Origin of the sequence: Ursidibacter maritimus (assembly GCF_009761395.1) — a bacterium.
Lineage (GTDB): Bacteria > Pseudomonadota > Gammaproteobacteria > Enterobacterales > Pasteurellaceae > Ursidibacter > Ursidibacter maritimus.
Window position 1 is genome coordinate 376,242 of sequence record NZ_LEKN01000001.1, and the last position, 14,720, is coordinate 390,961.

Genomic DNA, 14,720 nt, shown 5'->3' on the forward strand with positions numbered 1-14,720 from the left:
GTTTTAACAAAAAATTTACAAACGACTTTTGTTTATAAAAAACGGCTAGCGACAACGCTAACCGTTATTATTTAATTTGATGTATCTAATTCGGGGAAAGATTTCACTAAATCATCTACCGCTTTCATTTGGCTAACAAAACCTTCTAAAGCGGAAAGTGGTAATGCTGATGGGCCATCACATTTTGCTTGATTTGGGTTTGGATGAGCCTCTAAGAATAATCCCGCTAATCCCACCGCTAATCCCGAACGGGCAAGTTCAGTCACTTGAGAACGGCGACCGCCCGATGCTGCACCGAAAGGATCTCGGCATTGCAACGAGTGCGTGACATCAAAGATCACTGGACAACCTTTTGATACTTTTTTCATAATACTAAAGCCAAGCATATCGACAACCAAATTATCGTAACCAAAGTTCGTTCCACGATCACATAAAATGACTTTATCGTTACCGCACTCTTCAATCTTCTCAACAATATTTCCCATCTGCCCTGGGCTTAAAAATTGGGGCTTTTTCACATTGATAACCGCACCAGTGCGAGCCATTGCTTCAACTAAGTCAGTTTGACGAGCAAGAAATGCAGGGAGCTGAATAATATCAACCACTTCAGCAACAGGCTGACATTGATAAATTTCGTGTACGTCTGTAATAATTTTAACGCCAAATGTATCTTTTAACTCTTGGAAAATTTTTAAGCCTTGTTCCATTCCCGGCCCACGATAAGAGTGAATAGAAGAACGATTTGCCTTGTCAAAAGAGGCTTTAAAGACATAAGGCACACCTAATTTTTGGGTCACTTCAACGTATTTTTCGCAAACTTGCATTGCCATATCACGACTTTCTAATACGTTCATTCCACCGAAAAGTACAAAGGGTTTATCATTTGCAATATGTACATTGCCAAGAGAGATTGTTTTATTCATTTCCTATTATCCTTATAAAAATTATTGGGGCTGCCCTATATAACTTACTAAAATTCCATTTAGGATAAAATATCTGAATGAGAAAAAGTCGTCTAAGTTAGCACAAACAAGCCACATTGGGTTTTTCGTGGCAGGTGTCACTGCACGCATTTTGTAGAAAAACAAATTATATTAACGGAATTGATAATTTTTGGATTCAAACAAAACGCCATTTACGCAAGTTTAATGCGTATTCCTAAAGAGCATTTTGAGCTTTATTTAAAGGAATGTATATGGCGTTGTGACAGAGACTTAAAAATTCAAATTTCCATTTTAAGAGGGAGAATTTGTTCTAGTTATCTAGGAAAGCCCCAAATTATTTTCAATAACGTACCGCTATCAGATTAAAGCACAGCTAATGCAGCATCGTAGTTTGGTTCTTGTTTAATTTCAGGTACTAATTCACTGTGTAAAACAGTGTTATTTTCATCTAGCACGATCACAGCACGAGCTGTTAAACCTGTCAAAGGCCCTGTTGCAATATCTACGCCTAATTGCGTATGTAGCTCTTTATTACGGAACGTTGAGAGTGATTGAGCGTTGGCAATGCCTTCTGCTCCGCAGAAACGATCTTGTGCAAAAGGTAAATCTGCTGAAATGCAAAGTACCACTGTGTTTGCTAATTCAGCTGCTTTTTGGTTGAAAACACGCACAGAAGTTGCACAAATGCCAGTATCAATGCTCGGAAAAATGTTTAATACCTTACGTTTTCCTGAAAAATCTGCTAATGCAACAGTTTCTAAGCCATTGTTTACTAAAGTGAAATTTTCAACAGTTGTATTTTTTGCTGGAAATGTACCCGCTACTTCAATTGGGTTACCTGCTAATGTAATTTGGGTCATAATCTGTCCTTTCTTCAAAATTAAATGAGCGATGCTTTAAAAGCAATACTAATATAACGATTTTTTGTTGTAATGAAAATTGATTTAATAAATTGATTCAACGTAAATCATAGCGTTTGTTTATGGTAATTTTAGCCATTTTCGTTATACTTTATCTTCAGTTTTTTTGTTAAAGGTATTTTATTATGTTGATGTTTTTGCGTGTTATTGCGGTTGCGATTGCTTCTATTGTTATTAGTGTTGTTGGAACTCTTTATGCATTAGCTCGCCTTCGTCACCCAAGCTCTGTGGGGGTTGTTGCTCGATCTTTTGGTTCACTTCATCGCTTAGTCGGTCTTAAATTGATTATGCGTGGCAGACAACACGCAATTCATCCTGCTATTTATATTGGTAATCATCAAAATAACTACGATATGCTTACTATCTCTTCGATGATGCCACCAAGAACAGTCAGTGTTGGAAAACGCAGTTTAATTTGGATTCCTTTCTTTGGTTTGGTTTATTGGGCAACAGGCAACATTTTTATTCATAGAGAAAAACGCAGCAGTGCAATTAGCACAATGAATAAAGTGGCGGAGATTATCAAAGAGAGACAAGTATCTATTTGGATGTTCCCAGAAGGCACAAGAAGCCGTGGGCGTGGTTTGTTGCCTTTTAAAACAGGTGCATTCCACACAGCCGTTGCTGCTGGCGTGCCAATTGTGCCCGTTGTTTGCTCAAGCTTACATAATAAAATTGATCTCAACCGCTGGGATAACGGCACCGTTATTTGTGAAATGCTTGAGCCCGTTGATACCACAGGCTACAACCGAGAAAATATTAAAGAACTGATGGAAAAATGCCACACACTCATGGCAAATAAATTAGCCGAATTAGATCAAGAAGTGGCTCAATTAGAACAAAAAAAGTAAAACGGTAATCACGATGAAACTTTCTCGCCGACAATTCCTTTCTCGTGCAGCACTTGCTAGTGGTATTTCCCTTGCACCTAATACGCTTTTGGCAAAAACGCGTAAACCATTGACGATTCCACCCCTCATTGATGTTGGTCGTGGGCGACCTGTACGTTTAGATTTTCGTGCTGCACAAACTCAATTTGATCAAGGAAAATTAGCTGATGTGTGGGGAGTAAATGGTCACTATCTTGCTCCTACCGTTCGAGTGAAGTCGGGCGATTTTGTGAAACTAACCTACACAAACAGCCTTCCACAAAAAATGTCGGTGAATATTCAAGGTTTATTGGCACCTACGGAAATGATCGGCTCTATTCATCGTCAATTTGACCCTAACAGTAGTTGGTCGCCGATATTATCCGTTAATCAACCCGCCTGTACTGCGTGGTATTGTGCAGATACAATGCTTAATTCAGCCTATCAAGTTTATCGTGGCATTGCAGGATTGTGGCTCATAGAAGATAGTGAAAGTCGTAAAGCTCAACTTCCAAATAAATATGGCGTAAACGATATCCCGTTGATAATCCAAGACCAACTAACAAACAGTTCTGGCGTGCAAGTGTTGGATAACCAAGCCCCACAATTTCTCGGTAAACGACTATTTGTGAATGGACAAGAATCTCCCTATTTCGAAGTGCCACGTGGCTGGGTGAGATTACGTATTGTAAATGCCTCCCTATCACGTCGTTATGATTTACGCTTGGACAATGACAAGCCACTTTATGTAATCGCAACAGGTATAGGCTATTTTGCCGAACCCATTGAAAGCCAGTCAGTTTCTCTTGCTCCATCAGAACGTGTAGAACTGCTGATAGATCTCAACGAAGGCGACACAATTTCACTCATAAGCGGTCAGAAACGTGGATTTTTTGACAAAATCGAGCAATTTTTTGAAAATAATGATGAGTTGATTGATAACGTAATCGTGGAATTTCGTCCACAAGGTTTACCTTCAGCACTACATTCAAATGTAACTTTGCCACCATTTAATAAAGATGATTTTAATCTAAAAATTAGCAAAGAGCGTAAATTTACCTTGCGTCCTTTTGACCGCTTAATTAACCAACAGCGTTTTGATCCTAAGCGAATTGATTTTACCGCTCAAAAAGGCAGTGTAGAGCGTTGGTACTTAACCACTAATGAATCTATCGGTTTTAGTTTACAAGGAGCAAAATTTATCATCGAAACGGAAAACCGCCAAAAACGCCCAATTCAACAGTTGGCGTGGAGAGATACCGTTTGGTTGGAAAAAGATCAAGAACTTACCTTGCTTGTCCGCTTTGAACATTCTGCCACTGATGCGTTGCCTTTTACCTTCGGCGTAACCGATTTAATGCTTAAAGATAAAGGTTGTATGGGGCAGTTTAGCGTGAGTTAGCTTTGAATAAGCGGTCTGATCAGTCAGATTTTTTGCAAAAAATCGTAAAAATAAACCGCTTGAGATGAAAATCACTGATAGAATACGGCAGTTTTATTTCTGCGAAAACAGATAGGAAAAATTATGAACCAAGAATATTTAGATTTTGAGTTACCGATTGCCGAATTAGAAGCAAAAATTGATGCGCTACGTTCTGCGGTTGGCAATGATGATAAAATCAATTTAGATGATGAAATCGCACGCTTACAAAAGAAAAGCGAAGAATTAACTAAAAAAACGTTTGCTGATCTTGATGCTTGGCAAGTTTCCCGAATGGCTCGTCACCCTAGTCGTCCTTATACTTTAGATTATATTGAAAAAATCTTCACAGAGTTTGATGAACTGGCAGGTGATCGTGCTTTTGCAGATGATAAAGCAATTGTAGGCGGTATTGCTCGTTTAGAAGGTCGTCCTGTAATGGTTATAGGCCATCAAAAAGGGCGTAATGTTAAAGAAAAAGTAAAACGTAATTTCGGAATGCCAGCCCCTGAAGGCTACCGTAAGGCGTTACGTTTAATGCAAATGGCAGAACGCTTTAATCTACCAATTATTACATTCATTGATACTCCGGGAGCATATCCAGGGATTGGAGCGGAAGAGCGTGGACAATCTGAAGCGATTGCTCGTAACTTACGTGAAATGGCAACCTTAAAAGTACCAGTAATTTGTACGGTTATCGGTGAAGGCGGTTCTGGCGGTGCATTAGCCATCGGTGTGGGCGATAAAGTAAATATGTTACAGTATAGTACTTATTCCGTTATTTCACCTGAAGGCTGTGCCTCTATTTTATGGAAAAGCGCTGATAAAGCTTCTACAGCAGCCGAAGTAATGGGCTTAACCGCACCACGTTTAAAAGAGTTAGAACTTATCGACAACATCGTGCCAGAGCCACTCGGCGGAGCGCACCGTAATGTAGATGAAATGGCAGCTAACTTAAAACAACGTTTACTCGATGATTTGGCTGATCTTTCACCTTTAGATCAAGAAGCATTGCTTGATCGCCGCTATCAACGCTTAATGAATTATGGATATGTGTAGTTGATGCAGTCTCATTAATCTAAAGATAAAATAGCGTTAAAACCACAAAAGTTTTAACGCTATTTATTTTTCTAGTCTATAAAGAGCTAGTGGAAAAAATGGTTGCTAAATTAACGTTTGCTAGTAATCTGAAATAGTATAAATATTATAAAAGGAGAATTCATAATGGAAAGAGAGCAACAAAAGCTTACTCAAATTCCACCACAGCAAATAGAAGAAATTCGTCAGCAAATGGTGAAATTCGCAACTCTGCAACTAAAAGATCCCGATCTTGCCGAAGATGTAGTGCAAGAAGCTCTCACAAGTGCTTATAAAAATGCACATTCTTTTAAAGGTAAATCTGCCTTAAAAACTTGGGTTTTCGCTATTTTAAAAAATAAAATTATTGATTTAATTCACTATCGTAAACGCACAGTCACCGTATCTGAAATTTATGAAGAAGACACTCCGAATGCCTTCTTTACTGAACGAGATCACTGGGATGTAACTTATTTTGAGCCAAGTGAATGGCAAAGCGTACAGAGTAGTACCTATAAAAAAGAGTTTTGGGTAATTTTTGAAACCTGTCTCACACAACTACCTGCCCAACAAGCAAGAATTTTTATGATGAGAGAATATTTGGAAATGAACACTGATGAAATTTGTCAGGAATGTGAAGTTTCCACGTCTAATTTACACGTTATTCTGTTTCGGGCTAGATTACAACTGCAAGCATGTTTATCAAAAAATTGGTTTGGGGAGAAAAAATAATGAAAAAATGTAAACAAATTACAGAGCTAGTTTCTTTAGGTAATGAACAACAACTTGCATTTAATCAACGTTGCGCAGTAAATATTCACCTACTATTTTGTCCTTATTGCCGAGCATTCAAGAAAAATACCCAACAAATGAGACAGCTAATGCAACAGTTTAAGGTCTGGAAGGATGATGACCATAAATAGTGTCCAATTATTATAAAACACAGAGAAACTATTAAGAGATGGCTTAGAAGGTATTTATCTAAGCTTGAAAGCATTGAATAGGAATTGGTGTTTTATTTTAATGTTAATTGACTATATAGCAGGCCACACTCATCAATATTGTTACAGCGTATATCTAATTTTATTAATTACAACAATGGTAGTAACAGTTGACGAACATTTACCCATATGTAGAAAACCTGAAGGGGGACTATCAGATTAAGTTTGATCTTCTGCACTTAAAGACTTATAGAATTAAGAGCTTTAAACCAATATTAATCTAATATATCCCCAAATGTTTTACCAACTTATCGTGACTTTTAATCCCTGTTTTTTCTCTAATACGCTATTTTCTAAATTCACTTGGTATTGATGTAACTCCGCAATACGGTGAACGATAGATAAGCCTAAACCGCTACCTTTTTCATTTTGACCTGCAGGGCGGTAGAAACGTTGCCCTAACTTTGCTAAATCTGTACTATCAACGCCACCTCCGTTATCTGCAATAATCAGTTTATGTTTGGCGAGTGTCACTCGAATAATTGTGCTTTCAGGGCAATATTTGATAGCATTATCAATGAGATTTCTAACCATTAGCGACAGTAAAAGTGGCTGTCCTTGTTTGAGCATTGGCGTTGCAAGCTGCTCAAACTGTAATTCCATTTGGCGTTTTTCTGCGTGAAAATACAATTCGCCGATTAGCGATGGAAGGAGTTTCTCCCAATGTATATCTTCCACACCTTCTAATGCCTGCAAATTATCCAAACGAGATAGCGTGAGTAGTTGCTCAATCAGCTGTGTAGCACGATTGATCCCTTTTGTTAGGTTATCTAATGCTTTCTCGCGTAATTCACTATCATCTCCTGCAAGTTGAGCGATTTCTGTTTGGATTTTTAACGCTGCTAACGGGCTACGCAATTCGTGGGCGGCATCAGAAGTAAAACGCCGTTCACGCAAAAGCATTGTTGATGTTTTGCTAAAAAAGTGATTTAAGTTATTGACCAGTGGCAAAATCTCTTTTGGTAAATTTTCAGTGGAAATGACCGCTTGATCTTCAGGAGTACGCTGACGAACCTGTTCACTCACTTGTTTTAGGGTTCTCAGTTCACGACTAATTAACCAAATCACGAGAGCAATCAATAATGGTAGGCTAGCAAACCAAATCCACATTTGCCCGAAAACCATTTTTAAAATAAGGTCTTCTCGGTAATCAAGCTCTTGCCCCACAGCAATGACTAATTTTCCGTCACCAATCGGTAGCCAAAAAATACGCCATTCGTCATCATCGCTGCTTAAATGTGAACGAGTAAACCCCTGCTCTCGACTGTAAAGAAAGTTATCACCGTTTCTTCCGTCACTGAGTAGCATATCTCCCTGTGAAGTAAAGACAGCAAATGCTAAAGCATCATCATCAAAATCTGCTCGAAATCCGCCTTTTTTGTGGTATTTTTCCTTCGGGTGCGGACGCTCAATAAGCATTGCTCGCAAGTCTGAACTGGCTAATCGTTGTGCAAATAAAATCTGTTGTGCATCAAAAACTTGATTAACTTCTTTACGCACTTGTAGCCACGCAACAACGGTAGAAATAAGCCAAATAAATGATGCAGTTAAGGAAATTACAATGATTAAACGTAAGCGTAAACTAGCATTTTTAATCAGCTTCATCATTTTTTCCTAAGGTATAGCCAACACCGTGGACGGTGCGGATAAACTGTTTACCTAATTTCTGACGCAAATTATAAATATGAACTTCAAGAGCATTACTATTCACTTCATCGTCCCAAGTATAGAGTTTTTCTTCAATAGCAGAACGGGTTAATACACGCTCTTTATTGTGCATAAAAAGTGCCAGTAAATTATATTCTCGAGTTGTCAGTGAGATTTCTTGGTCGCGTAAGAAAACTTTATGTTGGTTAGGGTCAAACTTGACTAAGCTATGTTCAATAATCGGGTTAGTTTGCCCGTAGCGGCGGCGAATTAAGGCTTGTAGTCGAGCAACAACTTCAGCTAGTGCGAATGGCTTGCATAAATAGTCATCGGCACCACGTTGTAATCCTGTAATGCGTTCGTCTAGTGTATCTCGAGCGGTAAGAATAAGTACGGGGATATCTTGGTTAGCTTTTCGCCACTGTTGTAATACCTCCAAACCGTCCATTTTAGGTAAGGTAAGATCTAATACAACGGCATCATAAGGGGCAGCCTCCAAGGCGTTTAGCCCTGTTTTTCCATCCCTAAACCAATCTACGCTAAAGCCTGATTTTGTTAGCCCAATTTTTAACCCTTCACCAATTAAGTTATCGTCTTCAATCAATAAAATTCGCATTGTTATTCTCTTATACTTATCTACACTGATATAAACAGAAAAAGTGGCACTCTCGCCACTTTTTCCTTTAGGGTTATTTATTGTACTTTTTCTACACGGTGAACATCAACTTCTGTTTTATTCCACGATTTATCTACTTCTCCAAAAATACGGATTTCATCATTTGGACCAACTTGTGTACCACCCCAATCGTCTTTGTCAATTTCCACAACAATCTCACCGCTTGCATCACGGAATAAGAAGTCATCTTTGGTAAGCTGTTTTACAATTTTACCTTGTAAAACGATATATTGATCATCACGCAGATCTTTAATATCAGTCACTCGGCTAACTGTTTGAGCATTATTAGTAAAACCACCATTTGCTGTACCTTGAAAGCCTGAAGCCAATGCTGATACGCTGATAGTTGATAATGCTAATGCAGTAATTAGAGATAATTTTTTCATCGTTAATTTCCTTAGTTAAAGTGTTTAAATGTAAAAACAAGGCTCTCTTGCTTTGTTGAGCGTATTAAACCAAACAAATCTTAAAAAATTATTAAGAAACAAAAAAAGCCTTTGGTATTTTCAAAGACTTTTGTAAAAAATGAGATTTATCCTACCGCTTATTTTCTTGCGTTGTAGTATTCCATTGCTTTTGGCATTAAACGCTGTAAATTTTCTTGGCGATCAGCATTGACGGGGTGAGTAGAAATTAAACTTTCGAGTAAGCCACCTGAACCGCCCGTTGCTTGGCTCATTTTTACCCATACGTTTGGTGCGGCTTTAGGGTTGTAACCAGATTTTGCCATTAAAAATAAGCCAATTTCATCAGCCTCTGTTTCTTGACTACGAGAGAAAGGTTTGTTGGCAATTAAATCAACGCCAGTACTCAGTAAGCCTTCGGTATTTACGCCTGTGCTTGCAGTAACTGCTACATCGGCAACAGCCCCGATAATACCTGTAATCGTACTTACGGTACGATCTGATTTACCGTGTTCTTCTAGTGCGTGAGCCATTTCGTGCCCCATTACTGTTGCAATTTCATCATCGGTAAGTTTTAACTTTTCAACGAGTCCAGTATAGAACATCATTTTGCCGCCTGGCATAGCCCACGCATTGAGTTCATCAGAGCGTACTACACTGATTTCCCAATTAAATGGAACACCTGTTTTATTTTCTTTTTCTGCGTACGGTCGCATTTTATTAAATACAGCGTGAATACGTTTAGATGTTGCAGAGGTAGTATCAAGTACACCTTTTGATTTTGCTTCTTGTTGTACTTGTCGGTAGCTTAATGCGGCTTCTTGGTTAATATCTTGGGTTGTGGTACAAGCAACTAAACCTGTTGCAAGCATAATAGCTAAACCGAATTTTTTGAGTGATTTCATATTTGCATCCTGATCTAAAAAATGCCAAAGGGATTAGCTTTGGCATTTAATTTATAAATATTTAAAATTATTTTTTCGCACGTTCGAAAGATTCTAAAATTTCTTGGCGAGCAGCTTCAACGCCTTCCCAACCTTCTACTTTAACCCATTTACCTGCTTCTAATGCTTTATAGCTTTCAAAGAAGTGTTGGATTTGTGCTTTTAACAATGCTGGTAAATCACCTACATCTTTGATGTGGTCATATTCTTTACTTAACTTAGTGTGTGGAACCGCAACTACTTTTGCATCACCACCTGCTTCGTCAGTCATTTTTAATACGCCAACTGGACGGCAACGAATTACAGAACCTGGTTGTAATGGATATGGTGTTGGAACTAAAACATCTACTGGGTCACCATCTGAAGAAAGAGTGTGATTTACATAACCATAGTTTGCAGGATAGAACATCGCTGTTGCCATAAAGCGATCCACAAATAAAGCACCGCTTTCTTTATCCACTTCATATTTGATTGGATCTGAGTTTGCTGGAATTTCAATTACTACATAAATATCATCTGGTAACTCTTTACCAGCAGGTACGTTTTCTAAGCCCATTTTGGTTTCCTTCTATAAAATTGTGGAGTGAAAAACTCCGTAATTATAGCCGAACATTTCCTAGACGAAAAGCAAACGGTGCTTTTCTCTCAAAAATTTGTAACTTGCAAAATATGCAATTATAAATCCTAATAATATCACTTTTGGCAATTATAAGTTTAAGTTATACTTCATAACGTTTAATTATCCCTATTTATTCAGAAGGAACAAAAAAATGGCTAACTATTTCAACACATTAAACTTACGCCAACAATTAGACCAATTAGGTCGCTGTCGTTTTATGGATCGTAGCGAGTTTGCTGACGGTTGTAACTTTTTAAAAGGCAAGAAAATCGTTATCGTAGGTTGCGGTGCACAAGGTTTAAACCAAGGTTTAAATATGCGTGATTCTGGTTTAGATATTGCTTACGCATTGCGTGCAGAAGCGATTGCAGAAAAACGTGCATCATTTACTCGTGCATCTGAAAATGGTTTTAAAGTTGGCACATACCAAGAGTTAATCCCAACTGCAGATTTAGTGATTAACTTAACACCAGACAAACAGCATTCTAAAGTGGTTGCAGATGTAATGCCTTTAATGAAACAAGGTGCAGCATTCGGTTATTCACACGGTTTCAACATTGTTGAAGAAGGTGAACAAATTCGTAAAGACATCACTGTTGTAATGACAGCACCAAAATGCCCGGGTACAGAAGTGCGTGAAGAATATAAACGTGGTTTCGGTGTGCCGACTCTTATTGCGGTTCACCCTGAAAATGACCCGAAAGGCGAAGGTTTAGCTATTGCAAAAGCGTGGGCATCAGCAACAGGTGGTGATCGTGCAGGCGTGTTAGAATCTTCATTTGTTGCTGAAGTTAAATCTGACTTAATGGGCGAACAAACTATTCTTTGCGGTATGCTACAAGCAGGTTCTATCGTATGTTATGACAAATTAGTCGCGGACGGTAAAGATCCAGCATATGCAGGTAAATTGATCCAATACGGTTGGGAAACCATCACTGAAGCCTTAAAACAAGGTGGTATCACGTTAATGATGGATCGTTTATCTAACTCTGCGAAAATTCGTGCATTTGAATTAGCGGAAGAAATTAAAGAACAACTTAACTTCCTATACCTAAAACATATGGATGACATCATCAGCGGTGAATTCTCATCAACAATGATGGCAGACTGGGCTAATGGTGATGCTAACTTATTAAAATGGCGTGAAGAAACAGGTAAAACAGCCTTTGAAAATTCACCAAAAGCAGATGGTATCAAAATTTCTGAACAAGAATACTTCGATAACGGCGTAGTAATGGTTGCAATGGTTAAAGCGGGTGTTGAAATGGCATTTGATGCAATGGTTGCAAGCGGTATCTATGAAGAATCTGCTTACTATGAGTCATTACACGAATTACCGTTAATTGCGAATACTATCGCTCGTAAACGTTTATACGAAATGAACGTGGTAATTTCAGACACAGCAGAATACGGTAACTACTTATTCTCACACGTTGCAACCCCAATTCTTGCAGAGAAATTAATCCCGACGTTACAAAAAGGCGATTTAGGCGAACCAACACCAACAGTTGAAATCGACAATGTATATTTGCGTGATATTAATGATGCAATCCGCAACCACCCAGTTGAGTTAATTGGTCAAGAGTTACGTGGTTATATGACAGATATGAAACGTATTTCTTCACAAGGTTAATTTTAGAATATAATATAAATCCTGCTACAAAAAGTGGTAGGCTTTTTACTTTATAAAGCGCTTAGATCAGCCTTATAAAGTGCAAGCGGTTTATCGCTATAGTTGGTAAGCATTGTGGGAAGGTATAGCCTTCCCACAGTTATTTGAATTCACCCATTCAAATAAAAGTCTTTTGTCAGTTCTTTGAATCTTTGGGTATATTCGTTGTTAGATTGATAAATAATCAATTCTTGTTCAATATACGTAGTCATTTGCTGAGAAAAAATCGTAATGCTTCTTTTCGGTTTTTTCCCTTCTTTCGTGATGATATTCCACTTCTCAACACAGTGTAAATTTTGGTGTTTAGCTTGCTGAATTAACTTTTCACTTGTTTCTGTAGGGAGAATAAATGCAATATGGCCAGTTTCTTTTAGCCATTTTTTCGCTTGTGCTAACCAAATTAAATGGCTTTGGGGAGTAGTTCTAGCCAGATCTCGTTCGCTACTTCTGGTAGCAAGACTATGTTCAAAATAAGGGGGATTAGACACAATCAAGTCAAATTTATCTGTTAATGTTAATTGTAAAACATCCGCTTGTATTGGTGTAATTTTCTCTGACCAAGGACTATGGTGAATATTCTCTGTGGCTTGTATAAACGCGTTTTGCTCTAATTCTACGGCGGTAATTTGGCAATCGTAAGCGGTACGTTGTGCCAACATTATTGCAAGTAATCCTGAACCTGTTCCTAGATCAAGGATCTGTTTACATTGCGAGGTATTGACGATGGAGCCAAGAATAATGCTGTCTGTATTAACTTTCATCGCACATTTGTCGTGTGCAATGAAAAATTGTTTAAATTGGAAACCTGTCGATTTTGCCATTTATTTTCTTAGCTTCACTGTTTGAATAGCGTGATCATCGCCTTTTACCAAAATTAAGTTAGCTCTTTCTCGGCTTGGTAGAATATTTTGACGTAAGTTTAGCCCGTTTATTTCATCCCAAATTGTTGATGCGGTAGAAATTGCCTCTTGTTCCGATAATTGCGAGAAATGGTGGAAATAAGAGTTAGGATCGGAAAATGCACTACGGCGGAATTTCAAGAAACGGTTGATATACCACTTTTTGAGTAGATCTTCATCGGCATCTACATAAATTGAAAAATCTACAAAATCTGAAACAAACACATTGTGTGGGCTAGCTGGGTAGTTCATTCCTGTTTGTAGTACATTAAGCCCTTCTAAAATAAGAATATCTGGTTGATCCACTTCATTAAATTGATCGGGAATAATGTCATAGGTAAGATGCGAATAAATCGGAGCTTTAACCTGTCTTTTACCCGATTTAATATCCGAAACAAAACGAATAAGTGACTGAATATCGTAAGATTCTGGAAAGCCTTTGCGTTTGAGCAAGCTTTTTTCTTCTAAGGTTGCAAGAGGATAAAGAAAGCCATCTGTGGTAATAAGGGAGACTTTTCGCTCTTCAGGCCAGTTCGAGAGTAGTGCTTGTAAAATACGAGCAGAGGTGCTTTTGCCAACAGATACACTTCCCGCAATACTAATAATGTAGGGAACTTTGGGTGATGCAACATCAAGGAATTTATGTAATACCTGTTGGCGTTTAAGATTTTCATCAATGTAGTAGTTAATCAAGCGAGCCAAAGGAAGATAGATGGTACTGACTTCATCTAGTGATAAATCTTCATTAAAACCAAGAAGTGGCTTGAGATCTTGTTCAGTTAGCTTTAGAGGAACGGATTTACGTAATTCTGCCCATTGATTGCGTTCAAACGTTAGGAACGGTGTGATTTTTTTGTTTTTTTGCAAGTTCATTGCCAAAATCTCTTAAATATGATGAGTTATCCTAGCTTTTATGGGTAGAAATATACAGTATAAATAACATTATTTGGGGAATTGCAGCAATAAAAAGGTAAAAAATATTTAAAAAATCATCACTTTGCATATTTAACAATCGAAAGACTGCTTTTTTAATATTTTTTCAAAAAAAAGACTTGCAAGCTTTTTCTAAATCCCTATAATGCGCACCACTTGCTTACGAAACGCAACGCCGACTTAGCTCAGTAGGTAGAGCAACTGACTTGTAATCAGTAGGTCACCAGTTCGATTCCGGTAGTCGGCACCATTTAACGCTTATCGAAACAAGTATTCAATTAATGTGGAGGGATTCCCGAGCGGCCAAAGGGGGCAGACTGTAAATCTGTTGGCTCAGCCTTCGAAGGTTCGAATCCTTCTCCCTCCACCATCTCTTAATTGAATCCTATGGGACAGACGAATTTAGAACAGCGGGCATCGTATAATGGCTATTACCTTAGCCTTCCAAGCTAATGATGCGGGTTCGATTCCCGCTGCCCGCTCCAAACGCTGATATAGCTCAGTTGGTAGAGCGCACCCTTGGTAAGGGTGAGGTCGGCGGTTCAAATCCGCCTATCAGCACCACTAAGTCTTCTATCTTCCTCTTTTCCTTAGTAACAAATAGTATTATTTTCTACATTAGGTTAATGTGGTAACGTACCATCGTAACCGTGTTTGTTTAGAGGGACTTTTAAAAATGTCTAAAGAAAAATTTG

At 38.3% G+C, this 14,720-nt stretch carries 15 protein-coding genes, 4 tRNA genes and 1 pseudogene; 11 read left to right on the forward strand and 9 right to left on the reverse strand.

Translation table 11 applies throughout. The features are described from left to right. Positions 1 to 71 precede the first annotated feature (71 nt). Positions 72 to 923: a 3-deoxy-8-phosphooctulonate synthase gene (kdsA, locus tag A1D26_RS01850; protein WP_157402404.1), complete on the reverse strand. Its 852-nt coding sequence runs from the start codon at positions 921 to 923 to the stop codon at positions 72 to 74. Positions 924 to 1,061: 138 nt separating this feature from the next. Between kdsA and A1D26_RS01855 the strand changes: the two are divergent. Continuing rightward, positions 1,062 to 1,310: pseudogene (locus A1D26_RS01855) on the forward strand (hypothetical protein); the annotation flags it as partial. Here the strand turns inward: A1D26_RS01855 and tpx are convergent. Beyond that, entirely contained in the window at positions 1,307 to 1,804 is a 498-nt protein-coding gene (gene tpx / locus A1D26_RS01860; protein WP_157402405.1) for a thiol peroxidase, read from the reverse strand. The pseudogene A1D26_RS01855 and the gene tpx sit on opposite strands and share 4 nt — an antisense overlap. A gap of 185 nt (positions 1,805 to 1,989) precedes the next feature. On the opposite strand from tpx, the gene A1D26_RS01865 reads away from it, so the two are divergent. The 5 genes from A1D26_RS01865 (at position 1,990) to A1D26_RS01885 (ending at position 6,153) form a co-directional block, all read left to right on the forward strand. Beyond that, positions 1,990 to 2,715 carry a 1-acylglycerol-3-phosphate O-acyltransferase gene (locus tag A1D26_RS01865; RefSeq protein ID WP_157402406.1) on the forward strand — a complete coding sequence of 242 codons (726 nt, stop codon included), beginning with the start codon at positions 1,990 to 1,992 and terminating at the stop codon, positions 2,713 to 2,715. A 13-nt stretch (positions 2,716 to 2,728) separates the two neighbouring features. Beyond that, a complete protein-coding gene (locus tag A1D26_RS01870) occupies positions 2,729 to 4,135 on the forward strand; it encodes a multicopper oxidase domain-containing protein (RefSeq protein ID WP_198303032.1) in 1,407 nt (468 codons plus the stop codon). A 123-nt stretch (positions 4,136 to 4,258) separates the two neighbouring features. After that, positions 4,259 to 5,212: an acetyl-CoA carboxylase carboxyl transferase subunit alpha gene (gene accA, locus A1D26_RS01875; RefSeq protein ID WP_157402407.1), complete on the forward strand. Its 954-nt coding sequence runs from the start codon at positions 4,259 to 4,261 to the stop codon at positions 5,210 to 5,212. A 165-nt stretch (positions 5,213 to 5,377) separates the two neighbouring features. Continuing rightward, positions 5,378 to 5,962 (forward strand): sigma-70 family RNA polymerase sigma factor, encoded by a 585-nt coding sequence (locus A1D26_RS01880; RefSeq protein WP_157402408.1) that lies wholly within the window; start codon positions 5,378 to 5,380, stop codon positions 5,960 to 5,962. Further along, positions 5,962 to 6,153 carry an anti-sigma factor family protein gene (locus A1D26_RS01885; protein WP_157402409.1) on the forward strand — a complete coding sequence of 64 codons (192 nt, stop codon included), beginning with the start codon at positions 5,962 to 5,964 and terminating at the stop codon, positions 6,151 to 6,153. Before A1D26_RS01880 ends, A1D26_RS01885 begins: the two co-directional genes overlap by 1 nt. Positions 6,154 to 6,471: 318 nt before the next feature. On the opposite strand, the gene qseC is transcribed toward A1D26_RS01885, so the two are convergent. From qseC to ppa, 5 genes are all read right to left on the reverse strand, one after another. Then, positions 6,472 to 7,836, reverse strand: coding sequence for a quorum sensing histidine kinase QseC (gene qseC / locus A1D26_RS01890; protein ID WP_157402436.1), 1,365 nt, complete (start codon positions 7,834 to 7,836; stop codon positions 6,472 to 6,474). Then, entirely contained in the window at positions 7,823 to 8,494 is a 672-nt protein-coding gene (locus A1D26_RS01895; RefSeq protein ID WP_157402410.1) for a response regulator, read from the reverse strand. The genes qseC and A1D26_RS01895 overlap by 14 nt, the downstream gene beginning before the upstream one ends. A gap of 77 nt (positions 8,495 to 8,571) precedes the next feature. Then, positions 8,572 to 8,940, reverse strand: coding sequence for a YgiW/YdeI family stress tolerance OB fold protein (locus A1D26_RS01900; protein ID WP_157402411.1), 369 nt, complete (start codon positions 8,938 to 8,940; stop codon positions 8,572 to 8,574). 158 nt (positions 8,941 to 9,098) lie between these two features. After that, positions 9,099 to 9,863, reverse strand: coding sequence for a M48 family metallopeptidase (locus tag A1D26_RS01905; protein ID WP_157402412.1), 765 nt, complete (start codon positions 9,861 to 9,863; stop codon positions 9,099 to 9,101). 67 nt (positions 9,864 to 9,930) lie between these two features. Continuing rightward, complete coding sequence (gene ppa / locus A1D26_RS01910) at positions 9,931 to 10,458, reverse strand: inorganic diphosphatase (RefSeq protein ID WP_157395349.1); 528 nt, start codon at positions 10,456 to 10,458, stop codon at positions 9,931 to 9,933. A 214-nt stretch (positions 10,459 to 10,672) separates the two neighbouring features. Between ppa and ilvC the strand changes: the two genes are divergently transcribed. After that, complete coding sequence (ilvC, locus tag A1D26_RS01915) at positions 10,673 to 12,154, forward strand: ketol-acid reductoisomerase (protein WP_157402413.1); 1,482 nt, start codon at positions 10,673 to 10,675, stop codon at positions 12,152 to 12,154. 149 nt (positions 12,155 to 12,303) lie between these two features. On the opposite strand, the gene A1D26_RS01920 is transcribed toward ilvC, so the two are convergent. Beyond that, positions 12,304 to 13,014: a tRNA1(Val) (adenine(37)-N6)-methyltransferase gene (locus A1D26_RS01920; protein WP_157402414.1), complete on the reverse strand. Its 711-nt coding sequence runs from the start codon at positions 13,012 to 13,014 to the stop codon at positions 12,304 to 12,306. Continuing rightward, positions 13,015 to 13,965, reverse strand: a complete 951-nt coding sequence (gene coaA / locus A1D26_RS01925) for a type I pantothenate kinase (protein ID WP_157402415.1) — start codon at positions 13,963 to 13,965, stop codon at positions 13,015 to 13,017. A gap of 234 nt (positions 13,966 to 14,199) precedes the next feature. Here coaA and A1D26_RS01930 point away from each other — a divergent pair. From A1D26_RS01930 to A1D26_RS01945, 4 genes are all read left to right on the forward strand, one after another. Then, a tRNA-Thr gene (locus A1D26_RS01930) sits at positions 14,200 to 14,275 on the forward strand. A gap of 35 nt (positions 14,276 to 14,310) precedes the next feature. Further along, positions 14,311 to 14,395: transfer RNA gene (locus A1D26_RS01935), tRNA-Tyr, on the forward strand. Between the two features lie 40 nt (positions 14,396 to 14,435). Beyond that, a tRNA-Gly gene (locus A1D26_RS01940) sits at positions 14,436 to 14,510 on the forward strand. A gap of 3 nt (positions 14,511 to 14,513) precedes the next feature. Next, positions 14,514 to 14,589, forward strand: a tRNA-Thr gene (locus A1D26_RS01945). Positions 14,590 to 14,720 lie beyond the last annotated feature (131 nt).

Coding starts and splice junctions, on each gene's coding strand:
- A1D26_RS01905 (WP_157402412.1), bottom strand. CDS start 9,863: ATGAAATCACTCAAAAAATTCGGTTTAGCTATTATGCTTGCAACAGGT.
- tpx (WP_157402405.1), bottom strand. CDS start 1,804: ATGACCCAAATTACATTAGCAGGTAACCCAATTGAAGTAGCGGGTACA.
- coaA (WP_157402415.1), bottom strand. CDS start 13,965: ATGAACTTGCAAAAAAACAAAAAAATCACACCGTTCCTAACGTTTGAA.
- ilvC (WP_157402413.1), top strand. CDS start 10,673: ATGGCTAACTATTTCAACACATTAAACTTACGCCAACAATTAGACCAA.
- A1D26_RS01870 (WP_198303032.1), top strand. CDS start 2,729: ATGAAACTTTCTCGCCGACAATTCCTTTCTCGTGCAGCACTTGCTAGT.
- kdsA (WP_157402404.1), bottom strand. CDS start 923: ATGAATAAAACAATCTCTCTTGGCAATGTACATATTGCAAATGATAAA.
- A1D26_RS01885 (WP_157402409.1), top strand. CDS start 5,962: ATGAAAAAATGTAAACAAATTACAGAGCTAGTTTCTTTAGGTAATGAA.
- A1D26_RS01895 (WP_157402410.1), bottom strand. CDS start 8,494: ATGCGAATTTTATTGATTGAAGACGATAACTTAATTGGTGAAGGGTTA.
- A1D26_RS01865 (WP_157402406.1), top strand. CDS start 1,990: ATGTTGATGTTTTTGCGTGTTATTGCGGTTGCGATTGCTTCTATTGTT.
- A1D26_RS01880 (WP_157402408.1), top strand. CDS start 5,378: ATGGAAAGAGAGCAACAAAAGCTTACTCAAATTCCACCACAGCAAATA.
- A1D26_RS01920 (WP_157402414.1), bottom strand. CDS start 13,014: ATGGCAAAATCGACAGGTTTCCAATTTAAACAATTTTTCATTGCACAC.
- accA (WP_157402407.1), top strand. CDS start 4,259: ATGAACCAAGAATATTTAGATTTTGAGTTACCGATTGCCGAATTAGAA.
- ppa (WP_157395349.1), bottom strand. CDS start 10,458: ATGGGCTTAGAAAACGTACCTGCTGGTAAAGAGTTACCAGATGATATT.
- A1D26_RS01900 (WP_157402411.1), bottom strand. CDS start 8,940: ATGAAAAAATTATCTCTAATTACTGCATTAGCATTATCAACTATCAGC.
- qseC (WP_157402436.1), bottom strand. CDS start 7,836: ATGAAGCTGATTAAAAATGCTAGTTTACGCTTACGTTTAATCATTGTA.